Source organism: Pelagibacterium halotolerans, from assembly GCF_044811015.1.
Classification (GTDB): Bacteria; Pseudomonadota; Alphaproteobacteria; order Rhizobiales; family Devosiaceae; genus Pelagibacterium; species Pelagibacterium halotolerans_A.
In genome coordinates, this window is record NZ_CP085243.1 from 3,278,079 (window position 1) to 3,296,181 (window position 18,103).

The following is an 18,103-nucleotide window of genomic DNA, read 5'->3' on the forward strand; positions in this document are numbered from 1 at the left end:
CTTTTGCGTTTATAAGCAAGTCTCTGTGAGGCCACGGCGCGAGCTGCGGCCTTTTTTATTGCGCGTTTTTGAGTCAGGCAAAAAAGCTTCCCGAGATCCCGTCATAGATGAGCTTCAGCGAAAGCAGAAAGATCAGGATGTACGCGATCCGGTAAAAGAGGGTCGTATCGATCCGGCGGACGAGAAAGACGCCCAGCAGCATGCCGCCGATGGCAACGGGGATCAGTACCGCCGAAGTTTGCATATTGGTCGCGGACAATTGTCCGAGCGTGAAATAAGGGATCAGCTTGAGCGTATTGACCACCGCGAAGAATACGGCATTCGTGCCCGCGAAAATTGCGGGTGGCAGCCGCAGGGGCAGCATGTAGATCTGGACCGGTGGACCGCCAGTATGGCTCACGAAGCTTGTGAAGCCGGCGACTGCGCCCCAGAACGTGCCCCAACCACGCGAAGGTGGCAGGCCTTCGAGTTTTTTGCGCAATGGCAGCCAAGCATCGAGCACGAACAAGAGCGCGATAATACCGATCACCAACCGTACGGCAGCCTCAGTCACGACTGCCGAGAGCGCCCAGGCGACGCCCGTGCCAACCAGCGCGCCAGGGAGGAGGATCCAGAAGATCTTCCAGTCAACATCGCGGCGGTAGACGAAAACCGCTATGGCGTCCATCACGAGGAGCAAGGGCAGCATCATGCCGGCGGCATCGCGGGCGGGCATGACCAGGGTCAGAAGTGGAACCCCGACGACGCCGATGCTCGCCAGAAGACCGGACTTGGCAAGGCCGACAAGGAAAACGGCCAGCATGGCAACGCTGAGGAAGACGGGATCGAACATCGGGCTCGGGGCTAAAATGTTTGGGCGGGTGGCGCCATAGCGCAATTTTGGCCGGGCAAAGTCAATGCCCTTGGACACAAAAAGGCCCGACTGCGTTCGGCAGCCGGGCTTATCGCATGATCTTGCTGCGGGAGGTCAGTCCTGATCGTCTTCGTCGGTGCGTTCGCCCTTCAAGGACTTCAGTTTTGCAAAGACCGATTCCGCCTCATATTCGGTGTCGTCCTCGGTGCTCATAGCGACGCCTTCCTGAGCGGCGGATTCATCGTCCTCATAGCCTTCGACCTGCGCGCGTGAGAGCGCTTCCTCGGCGGTCAAAAGGCGAGTGCCCTCCGGCTCGACCTCGGCGATGCCGGCGCTGCGAGCGGCCTTGCGGACTTCCATATCGAGCTCGACCTGGCCACACAGCCCAAGCGTCACCGGATCCATTGCGGTCAAATTGGCGGAATTCCAGTGGGTGCCTTCACGCACGGCCTCGATGGTCGACTTGGTGGTGCCGACGAGCCGCATGATCTGCGCGTCCTTAAGTTCAGGATGGTTCCGCACCAGCCATTTGATCGCGTTGGGGCGCTCATGCCGACGCGAGGTCGGGGTGTAGCGCGGGCCACGGCGCTTGGGGGCGGCGACCTTCACTTTAGGTTCGGAAATCCTGAGCTTGTAGCTTTCGTCGGCCTCGCCCCTGGCGATTTCCTCGCGGGTCAGCTGACCGTTCTGGATCGGGCTCACACCCTTAATGCCGGCGGCGACGTCGCCATCGGCAATGCCTTGGACCTCGAGCGGGTGCAGGGTGCAGAAATCGGCGATCTGCTTGAAGGTCAGCGCGGTGTTCTCGACGAGCCAGACGGCGGTCGCCTTGGGCATCAGCAATTGAGGGGCCATGATAAATTTCTCCTGAGCCGCGGCCCGGTCTTTCAGGGCCGCCCGCTTTGTCCAACTGACGAAATGCGGGGAAGTTTAGGGCACCTTATAGTCGGGGGATGGGCTTGATGCAATGTTAATCATAAGCTGACGCCGAATTCGGTAACGAGGACAATCTTGCCGTAGTGATCGGGCGCTTCCATGGCACGATGCGCGTCAGCGGCTGCCGCGAGGGGGAAGGTGCGGATACGGGGTGGGCGAATGCGGCGGTTGGCTATGGCGGGCCATACGATCTGCTTGAGCGCGCTGGCATAGCGGGTCTTGTCGGCGGCAGATTTGGGGCGGAGCGTCGAGCCTGAGATCGTCAGGGCTTTCATGAGAATCAGTCCCATGTTGATTTCCGACTTCGCGCCTTCGCGGATGGCGAGCTGGAGAATGTGGCCTCCTGGGGCGGCGGCTTTGAGGTTCCGGTTGGCGTAGCTGCCCGCGATGATGTCGACGATGATATCGGCACCTTTGCCGTTCGTGAGCGCGAGCGTGCGTTCGACGAAATCCTCCTCCCGGTAGTTTATGGCCGCATCTGCGCCCATTTGCCTGGCGTAAGCGGCCTTCTCTTCGGTTGAGACCGTGGCGATCGCCGTACCGCCGAAAAGCTTTGTCATCTGGATCGCGGTGGTGCCGAGACCTCCCGAGCCGCCATGGATGAGAACGGTCTTGTCAGCGGCGAGGCCGGCGCGTTCGACGAGGGTCTGCTGAATGGTGAAGAAGGTCTCGGGGATCGTGGCGGCTTCGATCCAGCTCCAGCTTTCGGGCTTCGGCAGGACCTGGCCGGCGGGCGCGGTGACGTATTCGGCGTAGCCGCCGCCGTTGGTGAGGGCAACGACGGCATCGCCGGGGCCGAAGGCGGCAACATTGCTGCCGACGACTTCGACGATGCCCGAGACCTCCAGGCCGGGCAGCGGCGAGGCGTCTCGCGGAGGGGCGTAGCGGCCTTCGCGCTGGGAGATATCGGGGCCGTTGACACCTGCTGCGGCGACCTTGACCAGTACCTCACCAGAGGCGGGAACGGGCTTTTCGGTTTCGATTGGTGTCAGTACGTTAGGACCACCCGAACCATTGATGGCGATTGCAAGCATTTGATCGTGATTTGTCATGGACCGAGAGAAGGTTGGGCGGCAGAATAACGCAAGTGGGAAGAATGTCAGGTGCGGAGATACGCCATGGACGAAGAGGACAAGCCAAAGCCGCAGGCACATGAAGTGGGGATGGTGCTCGATTCGCTTTCGGTCGACGAGTTGCATGAGCGCATCGCGATCCTCAAAGCGGAAATCGAGCGCCTGGAAAAAGCGATTGAAAACAAGACGCAAAGCCGGTCAGAAGCCGATGCAGTGTTCAAGTTCTGAACACGCGTCGACGTTCATAAAGTGTCAGGGTTAAAAATTTTATGCGTATTAATGCTAAATTAACCGGGCCGGTTTAGGGTTTGCTTATTCCAGTTTTCGAACTGGGTCCTTCAGAGCGGTTCCTTCCCTCTGTTTGACGCCTCCCTGTTAACTTTCGAGAGCCGTTCATCTGACGGCTCTTTTTTCTTTTTTGGGGGCGCGTTGGGGATATTAAGCCTAATCGCAAACCGGATTGGGCGCGTTAATGACCTCTTTCCCCATTTGTGCCTAAGATAGCGCCCAGTTTTAAGTGTATTGCGTAGAACAAAGGACGCGAACGGCGTGGATGAGAAAAACGCTCCCAAGCGTGAGGCGGTATCGCTCGCCGCGCGCATGATGAGTTCGGGCGGGTTCGACCTGCTTTACCGCGAGGGCATGAGTCTCATCGAAGAGGTCGCGGCCTATCTCGATGGCGACGGGCGGGCGGAGTCCGCGGGGCTCGATCGCGACGCTTCGTTCCTTTATGCAACCGAAAGCATGCGGCTCACGACGCGGCTGATGCAGTTGGCGTCCTGGCTTTTGCTGCATCGTGCGGTCAGCGAGGGTGAGATCAGCTTCGAACAGGCGCGCGCGGAAAAGGCAAAGGTGAAGTTTTCCGCGCTGCCGTCCGAGCGCGGTGGGCCGGGCTGGGACGATCTGCCGGAGCGCATGCGCGGCTATATCCAGAAGGGCGATCGGCTGTTCGCGCGCGTGGTCAAGTTCGACAGGATCGAGCGCGGTGAGGAAGAGTTGCCGCCAGCCAATCCGGAGAACGGGGTTTCGGCGCAGCTCGACAGGCTCAAACAGGCATTCGGGCGGTCATAAGAGCCTACTACGGTTCGAACAAAAAAAGCCCGGCGCAATTGGCCGGGCTTTTTTGCTTTCAAGAGCGCAGAGCTTACGAGCCCAGAATGCCCTTGAACTTTTCCTTGAAGCGCGAGACGCGGCCGCCGCGGTCAACCAGGCGACCCGAGCCACCGGTCCAGGCCGGGTGCGTCTTGGGGTCGATGTCGAGCCGAAGCGTGTCACCCTCGCTGCCATAGGTCGAGCGGGTCTTGTATTCGGTGCCATCGGTCATCACGACGGTGATGAAGTGATAGTCGGGGTGCAGATCTTTCTTCATGGTCGTTCGGCCCTAAATCAAACGGGCGCGCGCGGCGCCCGGACATAGCATGTCTCAAAAAGCTGTTGGCCGGGCTTTTACCCAAAGATGCGGCAAAGTGCAAGGGCGGCATTTACGCTCATTTGGCTCTCTTTGGTTGCTCACACGGTCGTGACGCCCTATCTAGGCTCGGCATCGAAGATGAAAAGTATCAAAGTCCATGCCGGATATGACTGAGCAGGCGGAAAGCAGCACCGCCACGGAACCTCCTCGTCTCAAGACCAGCGCGAAGGCAACGTCTTTCGCCGCGCTGGGCCGGCTGGTGCCGTTTGTCATGCGCTATCCGGTGCGTGTGTTCTGGACGCTGGTGTTTCTGCTCGTCGCGGCCATTGCCTCTTTGTCGATTCCCGCGCTTGCGGGCAACTTCATCGACGAGGGGTTTATCACCCGGAATATCGAGGTGGTTTCGGGCTATGCTTGGGTGATCGTCATCATCGCTGCCGTGATGGCGGTATCGGCGGGCGCGCGGTATTATTTCATTTCCGTTGTCGGCGAACGGGTCATTACCGATTTGCGCAAGGCGGTCTTCGAGCACCTTCTGACGCTCGATGCGACGTTTTTTGACGTCAATCGCGTTGGCGAACTGACATCGCGGCTCAACGCGGACGTGACTGTTATCCGAAATGCCATCGGGTCATCGGCGTCCCTGTTCTTGCGGTCGGCGATCCTGATGGTCGGCGCGGTGGGTATGATGTTCCTCACCAGCTTCCAGCTCGCGCTTGGCGTTATCGTCATCATACCGATCGTCGTGCTGCCGTTGGTCTATTTCGGCCGGCGCATGCGTAAGGCCTCGCGCAAGACGCAGTCGACCTTGGCGGATATCTCGGCGATGGCCACCGAGACACTTTCGTCGGTCAAGACCATCAAGTCCTTCGTGCAGGAGAGCGAGCAGAAACGCCTGTTCGGCACGTATTCCGAAGCGAGCTTCCGAGCCGAACTGACACGGCTTCTGACGCGCTCCCTCCTCATCGGCGCGGTGATGTTCGTTGGCACCACGGCCATGGTGGCGCTCGTCTGGCTGGGCAGCCAGGCGGTGTTTTCAGGAGCGGTGACCACAGGAGAACTCGCCCAATTCGGCATCTACGCCGTCGTTGCGACCAGTTCGCTCACCAATATGAGCGAGGTGTTCGGCACGCTCCAGCATGTGGCCGGGGCGACCGAGCGGCTTTTCGAGCTGCTCGACACCGAACCGGGATTGCCCGTCCGGCCCGATCCAGTTGCGCTTCCCGAGCCGCCCGAGGGCACGGTAGCATTCGAGGATGTGAGTTTCACCTATATCACGCGCGACGATGCGCCGATCCTGCGCAATCTGAGCTTTGCCGTCGCGCCGGGACAGACGGTCGCGCTGGTAGGCGCGTCGGGGGCGGGCAAGACAACCGTCTTTGCCTTGCTGCAGCGGTTCTACGATGTGCGCTCGGGCCGTGTGACCGTCGATGGCGTGGATGTGCGCGATGCGGATCCTGCGCAGCTGCGCATGCGGCTCGCTTCGGTGGATCAGGAGCCGGTAATCTTTGCGGGAACGGTTGCCGAAAACATCCGGTTGGGCAGGCTGGACGCGACGGATGCCGAGATCGAAGCGGCGGCGAAGGCCGCGCTCGTGCATGATTTCGTATCCGAGCTTGAGGCCGGGTACGACACCGTGGTCGGCGAGCGTGGCGTGATGCTTTCGGGTGGGCAAAAGCAGCGCATTGCGATTGCACGCGCGCTATTGAAGGACGCGCCAATCCTGCTACTCGACGAGGCCACAAGCGCGCTCGACGCACAAAGCGAGCATCTTGTGCAGAAGGCGTTGGAGCGATTGATGGAAGGCCGAACGACGCTGGTCATCGCACACCGGCTGGCGACGATCCGCAATGCCGACCGCATCCTTGTGCTCGAAAAGGGCGCGCTCATCGATGAGGGCACGCATGACGAGCTGGTTGCAAAGGGCGGGCGGTATGCGGAACTGGCCAAGCTGCAGTTCCGGTTGGCGGAGGGGGAGGCTGCTGCGGCTGGGTAAGTATCCCACACCCGGCGGCTCATCCCTCAGTCAGCTTGAACTCGATCCGCCTGTTGCGCCGATAAGCCTCCTCGGTATCCGCCGGGTCGAGCGGTGCGAATTCGCCGAAGCCGGCGGCGACGAGGCGGTTGGGGGGGACACCCTCTGCCACCAATTGCTTGGCCACGGAAATGGCGCGCGCTGCCGATAGCTCCCAGTTCGATGGAAATTGCGGGGTCGAGATGGGACGCCGGTCGGTGTGACCGTCGATACGCAGCACCCAGGGGATGTCGGGCGGGATTTGCTCTTCGAGTTCGAGAATGGCGTCGGCGAGCGCAGAAATCTGGTCGCTGCCTTCCGCGGAGATCTGCGCTTGGCCGGCATCGAATAGCACCTCGGATTGGAAGACGAAGCGGTCGCCGACGATTTCGACGTCGGAGCGGCCTTCGAGTGCCTCGCGCATGCGGCCGAAGAAGTCCGACCGATAGCGGGAAAGGTCCTGCACGCGCTGGGCGAGCGCAAGGTTCAGGCGGCGGCCGAGATCGGCGATCTGGGTGCGGCTTTCCACGTCGCGCTGTTCGGCGGCGTCGAGTGCGGCTTCGAGCGCGCCGATCTGCTGGCGGAGCGCGGCGAGCTGCTGGTTGAGGAGCGCGACCTGGGCTTCAGCCTCGCGGCTGAGTTCCTCTTCGGCGGCAAGTTCGGCTTCAAGGCCCGAAATTCGGTCCTGCGCATCGCCGAAGCCCGCGCCGATGCCGGAGAGTTGCTGTTCGAGGCTGTCGCGTTCTTCGCGGGTATTTTCAAGCGTTGCCGAGAGCGAGGCGATGGTCAGTTCGAGATCGTCGGCGTTGGCGCGCTCGAGTTGGAGCAATTCCGTCAGTTCCGCGATCTGGGCGTTGAGCCGCTGCATGGCCGTATCCTGTCCCAGGATTTCCTGGTTGAGGAAGAACTGGGCGATCATGAAGATCGACAATAGGAAGATAATGACCAGCAACAGGCTCGACAGCGCGTCGACGTAACCCGGCCAGAAGCTGGGGCGCTCGGATGTGCGACGGGCGAGGGCCATCGGTTACGGTTCCTAATGTTGTCCGCCGCCGGGGCGGTCGGTGTCCTGCAAGAGCGTGTCGATCAGTGCCGAGAGGCGTTTGTTTACCTCAGCCTGTTCGGCGATATGGGTGCGCAAATCCTCCTGTTCGGCGCGGATATGCTTGACCAAGCCGTCGATGCCCTTGGCGAGCTCAGCCATGGCGCGGATGGCGTTCTGGGATGAGCTCTGGGACTGCATAGACGCACCTAAACGTTCGAACATCTGCTGCATTTCGTTGCCCGAGACGCCAAAATTGCTGGCTTGCATCGCAGTCATGGGGTGGTCGAGCTCTGTCATTGAGCTCATCCAGTCTTCGAGATCGGTATAAAAGGCGTTCTGCGCCTGGCTCGCCTGGAGATCGAGAAAGCCTAGGATCAGGGAGCCCGAGAGGCCGAAAAGCGAGGACGCGAAGGCGATTGACATGCCGCCGAGCGGGGCTTCGAGGCCTTCTTTCAAATTGCCGAAGATATTGGCGGTGTCCCCCGAAGTGACGTCCAGCCCCTGGATGACTCCAGAGACCGCGGCAACGGTCTGTAGGAGCCCGTAGAAGGTGCCCAAGAGACCGAGGAAAACCAGGAGGCCGGTGAGGTAGCGCGAAGTGTCCTTGGCTTCGTCAAGCCTGATGCCGACCGAATCGAGGATCGAGCGCATCGATGCCGGGGTGATAACGGTTTCGCCCAGCCGGTCGCGCATGATGCCCGCGACGGGCGCGAGCAGCACCGGGTTCCGGCGCGCTGGTCCCTGACCATCCTGGAGGGAATTGACCCAGTTGACCTCGGGGAAAAGCCGCACAACCTGCCGGAATGAAAGCACGATGCCCACAGCCAGGACGAACAGGATCATACCGTTGATGAAAGGGTTGGCCCAGAACGCATCGAGCAGTTGCGGCAAGATAATCACCGCCACCAACGCCACCAGAACGAGGAAGATGGTCATCTTGATCAGATAGACCGCCGGATTGGCGAGGTGGTAGGGATCGTAGGTCTGGCTCATTGCACCTTGCCTGAATTGTAGTGGACGCACGCCAAGACAGCCGGCGCGCATTTCAGCGCCAGCTTAGTCAGAGCATAGTGGCCTGACAATGGACTTGGTTAACTGATTTCTACGGACAGGGGTTCAGCGAACCGATTGAATCGTCTTCAAAAGTGCAGCGTGGAGCGCTTCGTTGCCTGCGACGATCTCGCCCTTGTCGACCATGTCTGCGCCGCCTGAATAGTCGGAGGCGAAGCCGCCGGCTTCTTTGACCATCAGGAGGCCCGGAGCGACGTCCCAGGGGGCGAGGCGGTCTTCCCAGAGCGCGTCGAAACGGCCCGCGGCGAGCCAGGCGAGATCGACGGAGATCGAGCCCGAGCGCCGGACGCCGGCAACCGCAGGCGTAACCGACGCGACCTGCCGGAGAGCAATTGCATCGGTGGACTTGCCGGTCAGTTTGATGCCGGTGGAAACGACAGCCTCGGCAAGGTGCCTGCGCGACGCGACGCGCAGGCGGCGGTTGTTGTGCCAGGCACCGTTGCCCTTTTCGGCGGTGTAAAGCTCGTCCATCACCGGGTTGTAGATGACCGACGCGACAATCTCGCCATTGCGTTCTAGTGCGATGGCCGTGCAAAAGAGCGGGATGGCGTGCAGAAAATTCGTCGTGCCGTCCAGAGGATCGATGATCCAGCGATGCATGCCGTCGGTGCCCTTGACCTCTCCGCCCTCTTCCATGAGCAGCGAATAGGTGGGGCGGGCCTTCATCAACTCGTCCATGACGATCTTTTCGGCACGCTTGTCGGCGACGGAGACGAAATCCGCGGGACCCTTGCGGGACACCTGCAGGTTCTCGACCTCGCCGAAATCGCGGATGAGGCCCTTGCCGGCTTTGAGTGCGGCATTGACCATGATGTTCAAGAGCGCCGAGCGGGCCATGGGTATTGTCCTTCGATTGTCGGCGGGATGCCGTCAGGTCAGTCCGCGCGGCGGATATACGTCACTTCGTTGGTGTCGACGACGATCTTCTGGCCGGTCGAGACGAAGGGCGGGACCATGGTCTTGACGCCATTCTCAAGGATCGCGGGCTTGAAGGAGTTCGCTGCCGTTTGGCCTTTGACGACGGGCTCGGTCTCGGTGACTTCCAGGGTCACTTGGGCTGGAAGCTGAATACCGAGTGGCTTGTCCTCGTACATTTCGACCGTGACCATCATGCCGTCCTGAAGGAAGGCGGCACGATCGCCGACGAAATCGACGTCGAGCTCGATCTGGTCGTAGGTGTCGGTGTTCATGAACACGAGCGCATCGCCCTGCTGGTAGAGGTACTGGAAGTCCCGCTGCTCGAGGGTAACGCGCTCGACGGTTTCTGCGGAGCGGAAGCGTTCGTTCAATTTGGTGCCTTCGACGATGGCCTTGAGTTCCACCTGGGCGTAGGCGCCGCCTTTGCCGGGCTTAACGTGGTCCACCTTGACCGCGACCCAGAGCTTGTCCTGGTGCATGATCACGTTGCCCGGACGGATTTCGTTGCCGTTGATCTTCATATCTGACTGCGACTTTTGCTGGTCCGACCCGAGAGCGTTGTCAGGGGCCGGAGATGGAGAATTGTCTATGCGCTGGCTTTTGCCCCAGATTGCGGGGATGTTCAAGTGTGCTTGACGCGAGGATGACGGCGGAGGGGGCGGCACCACCACTAGCCGTTTGCTGCGTCAAGGCCCTGGGTCTGGCCCTCGAAGCTTGGCGGTGCGCTAACGGCTGAGCTTGCCGGTGGACGGCCGGGCCAGAAGCGGGCACGTTCCTCGCCCGCAGCGATGATGTCAGGGCTGATCCCGGCGATCATCTGTTCGAGTTGGGGCAGCGAGTGGCCCTGGGTACGCGCCAGGGCACGCCACATGGCGGCTTCTTCGGGATTGGCGCGTGGCACGCCTTCGCCGGCAAGCAGCAGGATGGCGTAGCGTACCTGGGCGACAGGGTTGCCCAGTTCAGCCGCCGACCGGTACCAGTCGGCGGCTGCCGCGACATCGCGGGTGCCTCCAGCACCAGTGTAGTAGAGCGTTGCGAGCTCGACCTGCGCGGCAATGTGGCCGTTTTCAGCCGCCATGGTGAGCAGATCCATAGCGCGGGCGGTATCGGGGGCGACGCCGGCACCTTCGAGCAGCATGACGGCAAAATCGTATTGTGCGTCGGGGTAACCCGCCTCGGCGGCTTCTCCGATGAGCTCGGCTGCTCGGGTGAGATTCGGTTCGAGGTACTCGCCTTCGACGTAGAGCAGGCCGAGATTGTATTTGGCCGCGATGTGGCCGCCGTCGGCGGCGGTCTTGAAGAGCTCGGCGGCTTTGGCGCGGTCTCGCTCCACCCCGTCGCCGAACTGGTAGATCGTCGCCAGCTGAAAGCTGGCCTGGATGTCACCGTTCTCGTGAGCCTTGGTGTACCATTCGATGGCCTTGGGGATATCGCGGCCGACGCCGAGGCCGTTGGCGTAGATCTCGGCGATGAGCGTTTGCGCTGCGGCATCGCCAGCCTCCGCGCGGGGCATGGCGAGTTCGAGAGCCGTGAGGTAGTAGCCGCGCTGATAGGCGCCATAGGCTGCATCGACGCCTTCGGGAGCTGCGAGCAGCATGCGCGAGATTTCCAACGCTTCGTCCATCTGCGTCTTTTGCTGCGCCAGCGCCGGGGCGAGCGGTAGCGCGAGGAGAACCAGACATGCGACGGCGGTGCGGCGCATAGGTGTCATGCTGTAGGGCCTGTTAACACTTATGGATAGGGGGGTGACGCGCCATAGTCCGAGCAACTTTTGTGGAAAATCCCACGCCGTAGGCTGTTGCCTGCAAGCGGGATTTTTCGCGACAAGGGGCCGGACTATGGCCCGCCCGAAGGATTTTGCATAAATCGCCCACTGACGGCGCGTTTCTCGCGGCACGGGGATTATCCCGCGCCACGAAAAACGCTTGTCATTGAACGATTTATGCAAAATCAAACCCCTATCCATAAGTGTTAACAGGCCCTCGTCCCTTGATCGCTTTGAGCTTGGCCGGATCCTCCCAGTCAGGGCCGGAAAGTGCGATAAATTCGGTACGGATATCCGCGAGTGCAGGGTCTCCCGGGCTGGCGGCACGATAGACACTGGGAATTTCGAAGGTTTCCGCCCACCAGTTTGCCATCGCGGCGCCGTCGGTATCGTCGCGGTCACCGAACATCAGATAATCGATGTCCATTTCCCCGCGTACCATAGCTTCGTGGCGTGTGCCGATATCGCCGGTACCGACGATGAAGTCGGGCTTGAGATCGCCGACCGCTTCGGCGAGAGCCTTGATGCCGCCGGTCATGTGTACGCCGTCGGCGCCAAGCGTGCGGACGAGTTCGGGGCGGTTGTCGAGTAGAACTGCGCAGCCGGCGCGCTGGGCGTAGGGGAGGATGGTTTCGACATGGTTGGCATAGGTGTCGTCATCGCGATCACCAGTGGGGATCAGGAGTACGGACGGCGCCGCCGTGGCGAGCACGTTTGTGAGCCGAGCGATCGTCGTCGTGGCGTCCGTATCCGCTGCCGCAATCAAAAAGAGTTCGTATGCCATGACGCCCCACTATAGTTCGCTGTCCCATGCCTGCCAAAGGTGACAAAAAAGGGACGCTGTTTCGATACAGCGCCCCTTTATACATGGGAAGACTGAATATAACGGGCTAGGCCGCGTGGTCGAGATCCGCCGCCCATTTGCCGATGGAGGCAAGGGAGTTCATTCTCGCGCGGTGGATGAAAGCCTTGCGCGCGGTTTCCACGTTCTCTGGTTTGCCGCCCCATGCGGCAAGTGCTTCGGCCTGAAGTGCGCGGCCATAGGAGAAGGTGAGACCCCAGGGCAGGTCGCCCAGGTTGTGCATGGCCGAGAGATTGGCGCTGGCCTGTTCACATGTCTGACCGCCCGACAGAAACGCGATACCCGGAACGATGGCGGGGACAGTGGCCTTGAGCGTGCGAATGGTACGCTCGGCGACTTCCTCGACGCTAACTTTTTCGCCGTTGATGCCGGGGACGACCATGTTGGGTTTCAAAATCATGCCGTCGAGTGCGACACCGGCAATCCGGAGTTGCTCGAAGACTTCCGCCAGCGTTTCGGTCGTTACCTTTTCGCAGGTTGCGATGGAATGATCGCCCGGGGCGCCGTCGGCGAGGACTTCGGGCTCGACGATTGGCACGATGCCCGCTTCCTGGCACAGCGCCGCGTAGCGCGCCAATGCGTGAGCGTTGGCCACGATGGCAGCGTGGCTGGGTTTGTTTTCCCCAATGGCGATGACGCCGCGCCATTTGGCGAAGGCGGCACCGATCTGTGCGTATTCGGCGAGGCGCTCGCGCAAGCCATCGAGCCCCTCAGTCACCGTTTCGCCTTCGAAACCGGCAAGCGGTTTGGCGCCCTTGTCGACCTTGATGCCTGGCAGGCATTTGGCGGATTTGAGCATCTCGACGAATGGCGTGCCGTCGGCGGCGGACTGGCGGATGGTTTCGTCAAAGAGGATGACGCCGGAAATGTACTGGCTCATTGCCTCGGTGGCGCCGAAGAGCATTTCGCGATAGTCGCGGCGCGTCGTTTCGGTCGATTCAAGCCCGATGGTGTCGAAGCGCTTCTTGATGGTGCCGGTGGATTCGTCGGCGGCGAGGATGCCCTTGCCGGGGGCTACAAGTTGGCGTGCTACGTCGCTGAGGCGAGACATGTCCTGATGGTTCCCCGTTGCCTGGAATGGGATGCAGCAAGGGAACCAAAAAGCGCGGGAAAAATCGATTAGACGTTCGGTTATTGAACGAACGGCGGAGGAACGAAACGGGGCCGTTATGCATTATTTCGCACTTGCGGCCTCAGATTTTGCATAGCGGAAAACGTGCGTAGGATCGCCGTTTGGCGTCGGAGCGCTTGCGTCGTACACGCCACCCAGCTTCTCCGCCAGGCGCCGGGAGGGGGCGTTGTCTGGATCGATGTAAGACACGAGCGTTTCAAGGCCGAGTTCGTCAAATGCGAATTCTTGCGCCTCTTTCGCCGCTTCGAACGCATATCCGTGTCCCTCATAGCCCTCGAACAGCAGCCAGCCGAGCTCTATTTCAGGAAAGTGCGCGGGCTTGGATACCGCCACCTCGCCGATACATTCGCCGGTTTCGGCTAGATCCACCGCCCATCCGCCGAAGCCCATGATCGGCCAATGTCCGACCGTATTCATAAAGCCGAGCCAAACCTGCTCCCGCCCCAGTGGCCCGCCGATATAGCGGGAGCGGTCCGTGGAATAGAGTTGGGCGAGTTGCTCGAAATCGGCGTAACGATAGGCCCGCAGCACGAGGCGCTCGGTGTAGAGCGTGGGGGCGACTGGAAAACGCGGCGGTTCGGCTATCAAGTTGCTACGTCGTCAGCGCATCGACACCCGGCAGCGGTTTGCCTTCCATCCATTCGAGGAAGGCCCCACCGGCGGTCGAGACGTAGGTGAATTTCTCCTTCACGCCCGCATGGGCAAGTGCGGCGACAGTGTCGCCGCCGCCGGCGATCGAGACGAGTTGGCCCTTGCGGGTGCGTTCGGCGGCGTATTGGGCAACTTCAACCGTGGCCTTGTCGAAGGGCGGAATCTCGAAGGCGCCGAGGGGACCGTTCCAGACGATGGTTCTGGCTTCGTTGATCGCCGTCTTGATCTTGTCGACCGATTGCGGGCCCGCGTCGAGCACCATGCCGTCCTTGTCGATGGAATCGAGCCCGTAAGTGCGTGAGGGTGTGTTGGCCTCGAAATGCCAGCCCACCACGCCGTCGATGGGCAGGATGATGGCGCAGTGGCTCTCTTCGGCCTTGTCCATGATCCGCAGCGCGGTGTCTTTCAAGTCGCGCTCGCACAGCGATTTGCCGACGTCGTAGCCGAGCGCGTAGATGAAAGTGTTGGCCATGCCGCCGCCGATCACCAGCGCCTCGACCTTTTCGACGAGGTTCTCGAGCAGATCGATCTTGGTCGAGACCTTGGCGCCGCCGACGATCGCGATCACCGGCTTTTGCGGCTTGCCCAGCCCAGCTTCGAGCGCGTCGAGTTCGGCCTGCATGGCGCGTCCGGCGGCAGAGGGGAGCTTATGGGCAATACCGGTGGTGGAAGCATGGGCGCGGTGGGCGGCGGAGAAGGCATCGTTGACATAGATGTCGCCTAGCGACGCCATGCGGTCGATCAACTCGGGGTCATTACCTTCCTCGCCGGGATGGAAGCGGGTGTTTTCAACGAGCACGACGGAACCAGGTTCGGCTTTTTCGATCACGGCTGCGGCGCCCGAAACGTCCGTCCAGTCGGTATCGGCGAAATGAACCGTCTTTCCCATGACCTTTTCAAGCGCCGGAACGACAACCTTGAGGCTCATCTCGGGATTGACCTTGCCCTTGGGGCGTCCGAAATGCGCGAGCAGGATCGGCAGACCGCCTTTGTCGGAGACCTCCCGTATCGTGCGCGCGATGCGCTCGATGCGCGTAGTATCGGTGACCTTGCCATCGTTCACCGGCACGTTGAGATCGACACGCAGGAGAACCCGTTTACCGGTAAGGTCGAAATCGTCGAGGGTTTTGAAGCCTTTGGTCATCGCTCGTTCTCGTTCTTGTTTGCGGGTCGCACCGTCCGGCTTTTCGGGTAGCAGAAGCGGAGGGGAAGGAAAAGGGCGTCGCGCACTGCGGCAAAGAAAAAGGCCGCCTGTCCGAGGCGGCCTTCTCGATACATTTTTGAGCCTTAGCGACGCCCTACAGCGTCTTACCCAGCGCAACGGCGGTGTCCGCCATGCGGTTGGAGAAGCCCCATTCGTTGTCGTACCAGGACAGAACCGAGACGAAATTGCCGTCCATCACCTTGGTCTGATCGAAAGCGACCGTCGAGGAATGCGGATCGTGGTTCAGGTCGATCGAGACGTTGGGGTGCAGCGTGTAGTTGAGAACGCCCTTGAGCTTGCCTTCGGCATAGGTCTTGACGATCTCGTTGATCTCCTGGGGCGTGGTGTCGCGTTTGGCGATGAACTTGAAGTCTACAAGCGACACGTTCGGGGTCGGCACGCGGATGGAGATACCGTCGAGCTTGCCCTTCAATTCAGGCAGCACCAGGCCGATAGCGCGGGCGGCGCCGGTCGAGGTCGGGATCTGGCTCATCGCCGCCGCGCGAGCGCGGTAGAGATCCTTGTGCATGGTGTCGAGGGTCGGCTGATCACCCGTATAGGAGTGGATGGTGGTCATCATCCCGCGCTCGATGCCGAGTTCGTTATTGAACACATAGGCGAGCGGCGCCAGGCAATTGGTTGTGCACGAGGCGTTGGAGATGACCACGTGGTCCTTGGTGAGCTGGTCGTGGTTGATGCCGTAGACGACGGTCAGGTCCGCGCCGTCGCCCGGAGCCGAGATGATCACCTTCTTCGCGCCGGCCTTGAGGTGTGCCGAGGCCTTTTCCTTGGACGTGAAGATACCCGTGCATTCGAGCACGATATCGACGCCCATTTCGGCGTGGGGCAGTTCCTCGGGGTTGCGGACGGCGGTTACCTTGATCGGACCGGTGCCTACATCGATCGTGTCGCCCTCGACCGTGACGGTGCCGGGGAACTTGCCGTGCACGCTGTCGAAGCGGATGAGGTGCGCATTGGTCTCGACGGGGCCGAGATCGTTGATGGCCACCACTTCGATGTCGGTGCGGCCCGACTCGACGATGGCGCGCAGAATGTTCCGGCCAATGCGGCCAAATCCGTTGATGGCGACGCGAACTGCCATATGACGCTCCTGTGATCTAAAAAGGGGAAGGCGCAGAGGATGCGCCTTCTTACAATTGTGCCTTGGCCGCTTCAATAACGGCTTGTGTCGTAATACCGAAGTGGGGGTAGAGGTCCTCGATCTTGCCCGAGGCGCCGAAGCCGCTCATGCCGACAAATTTGCCGGTGGGGCCGAGGAATTTGTCCCAGCCCTGTTCCACGGCAGCTTCGATGGCAACGCGCGCCTTGGCGTTGCCGAAGATCGAGCGCTTGTAGTCGTCGGGTTGCTCGGCGAACAATTCGAAGCTCGGCACAGAGACGGCGCGGGCGGAAATGCCCTCATTGGTCAACTGCTTGGCCGCTTCGAGCGCAAACTGGGTTTCCGAGCCGGTGCCGAAGATCACGACCTGTGCGTCCTTTTCGCCCCAAAGGGTGTAGGCGCCACGGGCGCAGAGGTTCTCTGCGGAATATTCGGTGCGGACTGCAGGCAGGCCCTGACGCGAAAGTGCCAGCAGGGAGGGACCGCTCTGGTGTTCGAGCGCCAGTTCCCAGCATTCGGCGGCTTCCATCGCGTCGGCAGGGCGGAAAACCCGAAGGTTCGGGATGGCCCTCAGCGCGGCGAGGTGTTCAACCGGCTGGTGGGTGGGGCCATCTTCGCCAAGGCCGATGGAGTCGTGTGTCATCACAAGGCCGATACGGATGCCCATGAGTGCTGCAAGGCGGATCGAGGGGCGGCAGTAGTCGGTAAAGCAGAGGAACGAGCCGCCATAGGGGTAGAGTCCGCCATGGAGTGCGATACCGTTCATGGCCGCCACCATGCCGTGCTCGCGGATGCCGTAGTGGATGTAGCGGCCGGTACGGTCTTCGGCGGTGAAAGAGTTGGTCTGGCTCGTCTTGGTGTTGTTCGAGCCGGTGAGGTCAGCCGAGCCACCGAGGGTTTCAGGGACGACACCATTGATCACTTCGAGCGCGTTCTGGGAGGATGCGCGTGTCGCGAGCTTGGGCTTTTCTTCAGCGAGCTGCTTTTTGTATTTCTCAAGTGCCGGCTTGAATTCGGCGGGCAGCGCACCGCGCTGGCGCCGTTCGAACTCGGACTTCACCTCAGCGTCCGCGGCGTTGAGCCGGTCGGTCCAGGCCGAGCGCTCCTTGGTGCCGCGATTGCCGGCAAGCCGCCAGGCATCCATGATGTCTTCAGGAATTTCGAAAGGCGGATGGTCCCATCCCAACTGCTTGCGGGCAAGCGCGATTTCCTCGTCACCGAGCGGGGAGCCGTGAGCCTTGTTGGTGCCGCCCTTGTTGGGTGCACCGAAACCGATGGTGGTCTTGGCGTCGATCAGGGTCGGCTTGTCGGACTTCTGAGCCTCGGCAAGCGCCTTTTCGATTTCGTCAGGGTTGTGGCCGTCGATCCCAATGGTATGCCAGCCCGATGCCTCGAAGCGCTTGCGCTGATCGGTGGAGTCCGCGAGGCCGACTTTGCCGTCGATGGTGATATCGTTGTTGTCCCAGATGACGATGAGCTTCTTGAGCTTCAAGTGCCCGGCAAGCGCGATGGCTTCCTGGGAGATGCCTTCCATAAGGCACCCGTCACCGGCATAGACATAGGTGTAGTGATTGACGAGGTCGGGGCCGAACTCGGCGCGCAGCTTGGCTTCGGCGATGGCCATGCCGACGGAATTGCCGAGGCCTTGGCCGAGGGGCCCGGTGGTGGTTTCGATGCCCTCGGCGTGGCCGTACTCGGGGTGACCGGCGGTCTTGTGGCCGAGCTGGCGGAAGTTCTTGAGGTCGTCGAGGCTCATATCCTCATAGCCGAGGAGGTAGAGCAGCGAATAGAGCAGCATCGAGCCGTGGCCTGCCGACAGGACAAAGCGGTCCCGATCCGGCCAGTGTGGGGCCTTGGGGTCGAATTTCAAGAACTTGGTAAAGAGCACGGTGGCGATGTCGGCGCCGCCCATGGGCAGGCCCGGATGGCCCGAATTGGCAGCTTGCACCGCGTCCATCGAAAGGGCGCGAATGGCATTGGCCATTGCGTCGTGTTTGGCTCTGTCTGTCATTAGGGATTCCCAGAATTTGACCTAGAAGAGAACGTCC

Annotated in this window: 18 protein-coding genes; 3 read left to right on the plus strand and 15 right to left on the minus strand. The window is 61.2% G+C overall.

All coding sequences use genetic code 11. From position 1 onward, the window contains the following. Nucleotides 1–73: 73 nt before the first annotated feature. From LG281_RS15795 to LG281_RS15805, 3 genes are all read right to left on the minus strand, one after another. Nucleotides 74–832: a sulfite exporter TauE/SafE family protein gene (locus LG281_RS15795; RefSeq protein ID WP_404402350.1), complete on the minus strand. Its 759-nt coding sequence runs from the start codon at nt 830–832 to the stop codon at nt 74–76. Between the two features lie 135 nt (nt 833–967). Then, nucleotides 968–1,708: a DUF1013 domain-containing protein gene (locus LG281_RS15800; RefSeq protein WP_404402352.1), complete on the minus strand. Its 741-nt coding sequence runs from the start codon at nt 1,706–1,708 to the stop codon at nt 968–970. A gap of 119 nt (nt 1,709–1,827) precedes the next feature. Then, on the minus strand, nt 1,828–2,823 hold the full coding sequence (locus LG281_RS15805) for an NAD(P)H-quinone oxidoreductase (protein WP_404402354.1): 996 nt from the start codon (nt 2,821–2,823) through the stop codon (nt 1,828–1,830). Nucleotides 2,824–2,907: 84 nt separating this feature from the next. Between LG281_RS15805 and LG281_RS15810 the strand changes: the two genes are divergently transcribed. Together LG281_RS15810 and LG281_RS15815 are read left to right on the plus strand one after the other, a co-directional pair. Continuing rightward, a complete protein-coding gene (locus LG281_RS15810) occupies nt 2,908–3,090 on the plus strand; it encodes a DUF1192 domain-containing protein (RefSeq protein ID WP_404402356.1) in 183 nt (60 codons plus the stop codon). Between the two features lie 372 nt (nt 3,091–3,462). Beyond that, on the plus strand, nt 3,463–3,933 hold the full coding sequence (locus LG281_RS15815) for a DUF1465 family protein (RefSeq protein ID WP_404406796.1): 471 nt from the start codon (nt 3,463–3,465) through the stop codon (nt 3,931–3,933). Nucleotides 3,934–4,006: 73 nt separating this feature from the next. Here LG281_RS15815 and rpmE read toward each other — a convergent pair whose 3' ends face one another. Next, nucleotides 4,007–4,231, minus strand: a complete 225-nt coding sequence (rpmE, locus tag LG281_RS15820) for a 50S ribosomal protein L31 (protein WP_231804147.1) — start codon at nt 4,229–4,231, stop codon at nt 4,007–4,009. Between the two features lie 199 nt (nt 4,232–4,430). Here rpmE and LG281_RS15825 point away from each other — a divergent pair, with 199 nt between their 5' ends. Further along, complete coding sequence (locus tag LG281_RS15825) at nt 4,431–6,269, plus strand: ABC transporter transmembrane domain-containing protein (RefSeq protein ID WP_404402359.1); 1,839 nt, start codon at nt 4,431–4,433, stop codon at nt 6,267–6,269. Between the two features lie 19 nt (nt 6,270–6,288). On the opposite strand, the gene LG281_RS15830 is transcribed toward LG281_RS15825, so the two are convergent. From LG281_RS15830 to tkt, 11 genes are all read right to left on the minus strand, one after another. After that, nucleotides 6,289–7,311, minus strand: a complete 1,023-nt coding sequence (locus tag LG281_RS15830) for a peptidoglycan -binding protein (protein ID WP_404402361.1) — start codon at nt 7,309–7,311, stop codon at nt 6,289–6,291. A gap of 12 nt (nt 7,312–7,323) precedes the next feature. After that, complete coding sequence (locus LG281_RS15835; RefSeq protein WP_404402363.1) at nt 7,324–8,325, minus strand: flagellar motor protein MotA; 1,002 nt, start codon at nt 8,323–8,325, stop codon at nt 7,324–7,326. Between the two features lie 123 nt (nt 8,326–8,448). Then, nucleotides 8,449–9,240 (minus strand): inositol monophosphatase family protein, encoded by a 792-nt coding sequence (locus LG281_RS15840; protein ID WP_404402365.1) that lies wholly within the window; start codon nt 9,238–9,240, stop codon nt 8,449–8,451. A 38-nt stretch (nt 9,241–9,278) separates the two neighbouring features. After that, entirely contained in the window at nt 9,279–9,842 is a 564-nt protein-coding gene (efp, locus tag LG281_RS15845) for an elongation factor P (RefSeq protein ID WP_404402367.1), read from the minus strand. Nucleotides 9,843–9,991: 149 nt separating this feature from the next. Next, complete coding sequence (locus LG281_RS15850) at nt 9,992–11,032, minus strand: tetratricopeptide repeat protein (RefSeq protein ID WP_404402369.1); 1,041 nt, start codon at nt 11,030–11,032, stop codon at nt 9,992–9,994. 247 nt (nt 11,033–11,279) lie between these two features. After that, a complete protein-coding gene (locus LG281_RS15855) occupies nt 11,280–11,870 on the minus strand; it encodes a thiamine phosphate synthase (RefSeq protein WP_404402371.1) in 591 nt (196 codons plus the stop codon). Between the two features lie 106 nt (nt 11,871–11,976). Beyond that, the gene (locus tag LG281_RS15860; protein WP_404402373.1) at nt 11,977–12,999 is read right to left on the minus strand and encodes a class I fructose-bisphosphate aldolase; all 1,023 of its coding nucleotides are present in this window, start codon (nt 12,997–12,999) and stop codon (nt 11,977–11,979) included. A gap of 123 nt (nt 13,000–13,122) precedes the next feature. Next, a complete protein-coding gene (locus LG281_RS15865; RefSeq protein ID WP_404402375.1) occupies nt 13,123–13,668 on the minus strand; it encodes a GNAT family N-acetyltransferase in 546 nt (181 codons plus the stop codon). 4 nt (nt 13,669–13,672) lie between these two features. After that, the gene (locus tag LG281_RS15870) at nt 13,673–14,875 is read right to left on the minus strand and encodes a phosphoglycerate kinase (RefSeq protein WP_404402377.1); all 1,203 of its coding nucleotides are present in this window, start codon (nt 14,873–14,875) and stop codon (nt 13,673–13,675) included. A gap of 154 nt (nt 14,876–15,029) precedes the next feature. Beyond that, entirely contained in the window at nt 15,030–16,037 is a 1,008-nt protein-coding gene (gene gap, locus LG281_RS15875; protein WP_404402379.1) for a type I glyceraldehyde-3-phosphate dehydrogenase, read from the minus strand. Between the two features lie 49 nt (nt 16,038–16,086). After that, on the minus strand, nt 16,087–18,066 hold the full coding sequence (tkt, locus tag LG281_RS15880) for a transketolase (RefSeq protein ID WP_404402381.1): 1,980 nt from the start codon (nt 18,064–18,066) through the stop codon (nt 16,087–16,089). Between the last annotated feature and the right edge of the window lie 37 nt (nt 18,067–18,103).